We start from the raw sequence: 6,965 nt of genomic DNA on the forward strand, positions 1-6,965 counted from the left end.
ACTTCATTCCTGCGGATACCGCGGGTTGCAGGAGTGTCGATTGCCGAACCTCAGTCAGAGGAAAACTACCCCATGCTTAAAGCCTGAGAGACCGAAACGACTGGCAAGAGCGCCTTGTCTAGAAACACAGAAACATTAGAGCCGGCAGAAGGGAGGTGTATCGATACGCCTGCAATTGCTGTTGCCCCCTGTAAGACCGGGCAGGCCAGCGTCATTATGCCAGGTGTCACCTCTTGCTGAACCAGCGCATATCCCTTTTCTCGGCAGAGAGAGATTTGCTGCATAAGCTCCTCAGTATCAGTCAGAGACCAGGGAGTAAGTGCTTCTAGTCCGCCGGCAGACAGCTGGGTTTCCACGTGCTCGCGGCTCCGGAAGGAAAGAACGCAGCGGCCGCTGGCTGACAAGTGCATCGGCACTTTCTTTCCAGGAAGCGTGTTTTCGAAATTCCCTGAATATCCTGGCAGCCGGTGAACGTAGACCATCGATCCGCCAAGGGGCACCGACAAAGACACATCCAGACCAAGCTCCTCCCGGAGTTTTACCAGATGCGGCCAGGCTCGGTTTGCAAATTGGTTGCGGGATAGGTAGCTGAAAAGCAAATCCACGGTTTTAACAGTGGGGCGGTAGCGCTTAGAGCTTGACTCCTTTTCCAGATAACCTGCGGTGACAAGTGTGGCAGTCAGCCGTTGCAGCGTCGGGACCGCCAGTCCGGTTTTCCGTGAAAGTTCGGTGAGCGACATGGCGTTTGAGCTGGAGGACAAGGCATCTAGAACCCGAAAGCCCCGCTCGACTGAGGTCAAGTATCTCGGATCCTGCGTCGGGTCGTTTCCAGTGAGTGTCTGTTCAAGGAGAAATGTGTTCATGACAGATTGTAAGCTCCAATGGCCAGTGCTGCTTTCTTAACCGCTTCCCCTAAAATGTCCCGCTGACTAGAACTCTCAAATGCCGAAGCGGGACCGCCCAGAATGACCGCGCCATGAACCTTGCCATCCGCATCACGCACTGCCGCGCCAACTGATGCCGCGCCGATCAGAACCTCCTCGCTTTGGTAGGCAAAGCCAGCAGATTGAGCTTCGCGGATGGCCTCCTCGACAGCTTCCAAACTGTCCAGGGTCATTGGGGTAATCTTCGAGAAAGCGGAGTCCGTCAGGATTTTGCTTCGCACCTCTTCCGGCAAGGCAGCAAGAATCGCTCGCCCTGAAGCTGTACTGACCGCCGGCCAGCGTCTTCCGAGAGGGGAGAGGTTCAGGAGTTCATCCCGATTTGGAATGCGGGAGAGGTAAACAATGTCGGTTCCATCCAGCACTGTCAGGTCAGCCCGTGTGGAATACCTTTCAGACAGATCGATGAGATAGGGAGTGGCGGTTTCCAGGAACCTGTTATTGCGCAGATAGCCATAGACCGGACGCAGGCAAGACCGCCCGGGAACGTACCTGCTGCCGGCGTTTTCCCGTTCCAGATATCCAAGCGCTTCAAGGGTATAGGCGCTCCTTTGAACAGAGCTCTCCGTTTCCCCAGTCAGTTTCGCGATATCCTTCACAGTCAGCGACCCAGAGGAAGACTGAAATGCTTCGAGAGCGTTCAGAGCTTTCAGCAATGCGTTTGAACTCATTCGTATCCACTCCCTTCTGCTCGAATGAAGCATGGGTTTCGCGGCAAACGCAATGCTGAGGACAGAAAGAAATGTTGACTGAACGAGAAAAAGATTCCAACATTTCTTATCGATTATAAAAATTGCTATGCGATAACTTGGAGGAGCCATGAAAACCCTACTCAAAACAGCCGCCCTTGGTCTGGCCGTTTTCGCCACTGCTGCGACTGCAGGCGACTGGCCGGAGAAAAACATCAACCTGACCGTTGGATACGGAGCTGGCGGTACCACGGATTCGACCGCACGAGTCTTGGCTTCACTGCTGGAAGAGGAGTTGGGGGCAACAGTCACAGTCATCAACAAACCGGGTGGCGGAGGTTCGGTGGCCGCAGGGCTTGGCGCTGCACAAAAGCCAGACGGCTACAACGTCTTCACCTTCACGACTGGGGCTGCGGTTCTGTCGCCCCATACGCAGGAGTTGCCCTATGACACGCTGACGGACTTCACGTTCATCTCGCAGTACGGAGCTTGGAACCTGGGGGTCGTCGTTCCTGCAGACTCTCCCTACCAGACCTTTCAGGACTTGGTGGAGTTCGCCAAAGGCAACCCAGGCGAGATCAGCTACGCGATTGCCGGCACCGGAACACCCCAGCACCTGACCATGGAGCGCCTTGCGGCTGAAGAAGAACTGGATTGGAAAGCCGTGCCCTTCAAGGGTGGCGCCGCTTCCGTCACAGCTCTGCTCGGCGGGCATGTCGATGTTATGGCAGGTGCTACCGAGTGGCTGCCGCAGGTGCAATCCGGCGAGTTCAGGCTCCTTGCCATTATCACTGGCGCGCGCATGGACCAATTCCCCGACGTGCCGACATTGAAGGACCTGGGCTATGACATCGAGGCGCCCTCCATCCTCGGTATCGCAGGCCCCAAGAACCTCCCTGAAGAGGCAGTGCAGCGGCTTGATGCTGCTATCAAAAAGGCAACTGAAAGCGAGGAGCTTCAGTCGATCATCGACAAGCTGGCCATGAAAATGACCTATCGCAACAGTGCTGACTTCGAGCAGAATGTTCGTGAAAACTATGAGATCCAAGGCGAGATCATTCGCGCCGCGGGCCTCGGCAAGTAACGGGCAAATTACTGGCCCGCCAGCTTGACTGGCGGGCTTTCTTGGTTGGGAGGCCAAGATGAACATCTACAAACTGGACATGATTTCAGGAGCGGCCCTGCTGGTGCTTGCGCTCGTCCTGTACTACTTTCTGATACCGAATTTCGTTGCGGACAACGGAATAGGCGCCATGTCGCCGCGCTTTTTCCCGAAACTGGGCACGATGCTGATCGGAGCTGGCGGATGCATTCTGATCGCGGCCTCACTGCGGTCATCTGGTAGCCCTCGTAAGGCCGAGGCTCCGTCCGCTCTGAACCGGCCGCAAAAACTAAGCCCGCTGCTGTCCGCAGCAGCCATAGCGGGGTTCATCCTCGTATTCCAATGGTTCGGCTACTTCTTCGCAGCGCCACTGCTGATTGCAGCTCTCATGATTGTCTTCGGCTGCAGAAACCTACTGGCAATCCTTCTGCTTCCGGCTGCGGCCACAGCAATTCTCTTTGCAGTGTTCAGCTTTGGTCTGAACCTGCCCCTTCAGTGAGGTCCCGAAATGGCTGCAGATATTCTATCCGCTCTGGAGATGCTTCTGTCGATCCAGAATATGATCGCAATCTTCGCCGGTGTTGCATTCGGTGTATTCATGGGGGCGGTGCCGGGTTTGACAGGCACAATGGGCATTGCGCTGGTCATTCCTTTAACCTACGCATTTGAACCTATTACAGCTTTTGCCCTGCTGCTTGGAACCTACAAAGGCGCCCTGTTCAGCGGTTGCATCCCTGCCATCCTGATAAACACACCAGGCACACCCGCTGCAGCAGCGACTGTTCTTGACGGGTACCCGCTAACGCAGCAAGGGCGAGGCGGCGAGGCAATGGGTATGGCGCTGTGGTCGTCTGTGATTGGCGACGTGATCTCAACAATTGCGCTCATCTTCGGCGCTTTACTGCTCGCCCAGCTGGCGACAAAGTTTGGTCCTGCCGAGTTCTCAATGCTGGTCCTTTTTTCTCTGACAATCGTTGCAGGCGTTTCTGGAGACTCGTTGACCAAAGGCCTGATTGCGGCGGCTTTTGGGTTTATCTTTGGAACTGTCGGGCTGGACCCGATGATGGCCACCCCGCGCTTTACTTTCGGGGAAATCACCATGCTGAACGGTATTTCACTCATGGCGATGCTGATTGGTTTGTTTGCAGTATCAGAGCTGTTCATTCAGGCCGAGGCCCCGCTTTCAGAAGTGAAGAAAGTTGCCGTACCAAAGGCAAAAGTCAGCTGGAAAAAGATCCGGGAGAAGCTGCCCACCATCATGCGCGGTTCTGCCATCGGCATTGTTCTTGGCTCCATTCCGGGGCTGGGCGCCACCCCATCTGCGTTTCTTTCATATTCCGAAGCAAAACGGGGGTCGAAAACACCTGAGAAATTCGGCAAGGGCTCGCTAGATGGAGTTGCCGCGGCGGAATCCGCCAACAATGCAACTGCTGGCGGCGCGTTGATCCCATTGATGGCTTTGGGCGTTCCCGGCGACGTTGTCACTGCTGTGTTGCTGGGGGCATTCCTTATTCATGGGCTGGCACCTGGCCCGCAGCTTTTTGCGGAGCACTTGGACCTGGTTTACGCAATTTTCATTGCGTTGCTGATTGCTGCGCTCATGCTGCCGGTGATCGGTCTCGCTGCCATTCGGCTTTTTTCCCGAATTGCCATGATACCGCGGTACGTTCTCTATCCGGTCATTGCCATCCTGTGCCTGCTGGGTGTTTACGGCTTCAATTCGAGCCCGACTGATCTGTGGGTCATGCTTGGTTTCGGAGTTCTTGGCTATGGCATGCGCAAACTCGCGTTCCCCTTGGCACCGATGATGATCGGATTTGTGCTGGAACCAATCGGTGAGCAATCCGTCCGGCAGGCGCTGACGATATCGTCTGGGAACTGGTCGGTGTTCGTGTCGACACCGATCTCCATCCTCTTCCTCGTCCTGACCATTCTGTCTGTTGCATTCATCACGCGAAGAACAATCAATGACCGGAAAGGGGTTCAAGCATGAGCCGGGCAGCGAGCAAGTCACTTCATATCCGCAAACCGGCCGTCACTAGTAAAAACGGGCTGGTTACTTCACAGAACCGAATTGCGTCGGAAATCGGGGCGAATGTTCTGCACCAGGGCGGTAACGCAATTGATGCTGCGATCGCCACATCATTTGCCCTTGGTGTTGTTGAACCATGGATGAGCGGTATCGGCGGCGGCGGTTACATGGTCATCCGGCGCCGGCAAGACGATTGCGCCCAGGTTGTTGACTTTGGAATGCGTGCTCCAGCGGGTTTGCTAACAACGGACTACCCAGTCATTGGCGGCAAAGCCAGCGATCTGTTTCCATGGCCAGCGGTCGAGGATGACGCCAATGTCTTTGGCGCGAAGGCTGTGGCCATCCCGGGTCTGGTTGCAGGGCTTGGTGAAGCCCACCGGGAATTCGGCACCGTTCCATGGGCGGATCTGGTCGCCCCGGCGGTAGCTGAAGCCGAGGAAGGGATGCTGGTTGATTGGTATGCGCAGCTGATCATTGCCGGTTCCGCAAAGGGACTGTCGCATTTTCCGGCCTCTAAAGCAGCGTACTTGGATGAAGATGGTTTCCCCAAGGCGTCGGCGTGGACAGCCTTGGGGCAAACCCGCTGTGATCAAAGCGCTCTTGCTGTGACGCTCGCAACAATTGCGGCCCGAGGGCCAGAGGCATTTTACTCAGGCGCACTGGCAAACAAAATTGTCGGAGATCTAAGGGCTGCGGGCGGCCGTCACAGTATTGAAGACTTCAGTGGTTACCGTGCTCAAATCGTGCCGGCATCCGAGTTCGACTATAAAGGTCATAGGATCTTTGGCACCCCGCATATGGCAGCGGGCCCGACTTTGGAAAGGGTGCTTCAGCTGCTTTCAGAATGGACGCCGAAAGGCCCAAAGCCCTTAGCTGAGGACTTTGCAGAATACGAACGGGCAATTCGGATGGCCAATCAAGAGCGGTATGACACAATGGGCGACATTGCCCACGAACCAGCTCCTAGCTGTACGACCCATTTCAATGTTGTCGACAGCGAAGGCACCATGGTGTCGGTTACACAGACACTGCTTTCTATCTTCGGTTCCCGAATGACCTTGCCGAATAGCGGCATTCTGATGAACAACGGGATCATGTGGTTTGATCCAGAGCCTGGCAAGCCAAACAGCATTGGACCTGGCAAACGCTGTCTTGCGAATATGTGTCCAACGCTGCTGGAGCGCTCTGATGGCCAGAGGTTCGGACTTGGTGCAGCTGGTGGCCGGAAAATCATGCCCGCCGTTGCCCAACTTGCATCCTATCTTCTGGATTTCGGAATGGATCCGGAAGAAGCGATCCATGAAGCACGTATTGACGCGAGCCTTGACGGCACCACAATTGCAGACAGCGCTCTGCCGCCCTCTGCCAAAGAAGCTCTAAGTCGGCTTATTCCCAGTATCACCTTTGCCCCGCGCACTGCCTACCCGTACAACTTTGCCTGCCCATCGATAGCGGGTTGGGATGATGCCTCAAGCCATGGAGTGACTGAAGTCATGGCTTATTGGGCCGATACTGTTGCGGCGGGGGGAGACTAGGTCCTGCAACGGTTCCAGGGGAACATCAACCTGTCTGGCAGGCGTTTGCTTACCCCGGAGAAAGGCCTGATGAGTGATTTGCCTCTCTCTATTTGTGCTGGATTAGCGGGCATTCGTTTGAATGCGTCAACGCAATTCCTCTCAAATAACGCCTATTGTTTTGAGAGTTGCTGATCGCGGCATCGGATTGTTGTGTGAAAACTAACCTGTAAATGCCCAGCAAGTTTGATGCTTGAAAGCTTTACTGAACCTTTTTTAGCGCTCAGCGGTTCAGCAGCTGCTGTTTGAAAAAAACGAAGAATGGAATAAATGAGCACTATACTTGACATAAAGGCGCGCGAGATTCTCGACAGCCGGGGCAATCCGACGGTTGAGGTCGACGTGATCCTGGAAGACGGCACCATTGGCCGCGCGGCTGTGCCTTCGGGCGCTTCGAGTGGTGCCCATGAGGCGGAAGAATTGCGCGATGGCGACAAGAAACGCTACGGGGGACAGGGGGTTCTGGAAGCCGTCGCAGCTATTACCGGTGAGATTGCCGATGAACTGAGCTACTCCCCAATCGTTGGACAGCTTTCGGCGTAACTTAAGCTACTCTCTGCTCCTGCTGACCTGTTTGGGTTTCGTCTTTTCTCAGCCAATAAACCACGGCCGGAGGTTTGCCACCAA

General features: G+C 55.4%; 6 protein-coding genes and 1 pseudogene. 5 read left to right on the forward strand and 2 right to left on the reverse strand.

Annotation, left to right across the window (positions count from 1 at the left end):
* Positions 1-65: 65 nt before the first annotated feature.
* Together N6L27_RS22975 and N6L27_RS22980 are read right to left on the reverse strand one after the other, a co-directional pair.
* The gene (locus N6L27_RS22975; RefSeq protein ID WP_271909745.1) at positions 66-863 is read right to left on the reverse strand and encodes an IclR family transcriptional regulator; all 798 of its coding nucleotides are present in this window, start codon (positions 861-863) and stop codon (positions 66-68) included.
* Positions 860-1,612, reverse strand: a complete 753-nt coding sequence (locus tag N6L27_RS22980) for an IclR family transcriptional regulator (RefSeq protein WP_271909746.1) — start codon at positions 1,610-1,612, stop codon at positions 860-862. The genes N6L27_RS22975 and N6L27_RS22980 overlap by 4 nt, the downstream gene beginning before the upstream one ends.
* A 148-nt stretch (positions 1,613-1,760) precedes the next feature.
* Between N6L27_RS22980 and N6L27_RS22985 the strand changes: the two genes are divergently transcribed.
* The 5 genes and pseudogenes from N6L27_RS22985 to eno all read left to right on the forward strand — a co-directional run.
* Positions 1,761-2,714, forward strand: a complete 954-nt coding sequence (locus N6L27_RS22985; RefSeq protein WP_271909747.1) for a Bug family tripartite tricarboxylate transporter substrate binding protein — start codon at positions 1,761-1,763, stop codon at positions 2,712-2,714.
* 58 nt (positions 2,715-2,772) lie between these two features.
* Positions 2,773-3,231 (forward strand): tripartite tricarboxylate transporter TctB family protein, encoded by a 459-nt coding sequence (locus tag N6L27_RS22990; protein WP_271909748.1) that lies wholly within the window; start codon positions 2,773-2,775, stop codon positions 3,229-3,231.
* A 9-nt stretch (positions 3,232-3,240) separates the two neighbouring features.
* Complete coding sequence (locus tag N6L27_RS22995; RefSeq protein WP_271909749.1) at positions 3,241-4,725, forward strand: tripartite tricarboxylate transporter permease; 1,485 nt, start codon at positions 3,241-3,243, stop codon at positions 4,723-4,725.
* Positions 4,722-6,299 (forward strand): gamma-glutamyltransferase family protein, encoded by a 1,578-nt coding sequence (locus N6L27_RS23000; protein WP_271909750.1) that lies wholly within the window; start codon positions 4,722-4,724, stop codon positions 6,297-6,299. The genes N6L27_RS22995 and N6L27_RS23000 overlap by 4 nt, the downstream gene beginning before the upstream one ends.
* Before the next feature lie 309 nt (positions 6,300-6,608).
* Positions 6,609-6,845, forward strand: a pseudogene (eno, locus tag N6L27_RS23005) (phosphopyruvate hydratase); the annotation flags it as partial.
* Positions 6,846-6,965: the final 120 nt, after the last annotated feature.

Origin of the sequence: Leisingera sp. SS27, from assembly GCF_028368855.1 — a bacterium.
Classification (GTDB): domain Bacteria; phylum Pseudomonadota; class Alphaproteobacteria; order Rhodobacterales; family Rhodobacteraceae; genus Leisingera.

Excerpts from the sequence above, each read along its gene's own strand:
- N6L27_RS22975 (WP_271909745.1), bottom strand. The coding sequence starts at position 863 with ATGAACACATTTCTCCTTGAACAGACACTCACTGGAAACGACCCGACG.
- N6L27_RS22990 (WP_271909748.1), top strand. The coding sequence starts at position 2,773 with ATGAACATCTACAAACTGGACATGATTTCAGGAGCGGCCCTGCTGGTG.
- N6L27_RS22980 (WP_271909746.1), bottom strand. The coding sequence starts at position 1,612 with ATGAGTTCAAACGCATTGCTGAAAGCTCTGAACGCTCTCGAAGCATTT.
- N6L27_RS22985 (WP_271909747.1), top strand. The coding sequence starts at position 1,761 with ATGAAAACCCTACTCAAAACAGCCGCCCTTGGTCTGGCCGTTTTCGCC.
- N6L27_RS22995 (WP_271909749.1), top strand. The coding sequence starts at position 3,241 with ATGGCTGCAGATATTCTATCCGCTCTGGAGATGCTTCTGTCGATCCAG.
- N6L27_RS23000 (WP_271909750.1), top strand. The coding sequence starts at position 4,722 with ATGAGCCGGGCAGCGAGCAAGTCACTTCATATCCGCAAACCGGCCGTC.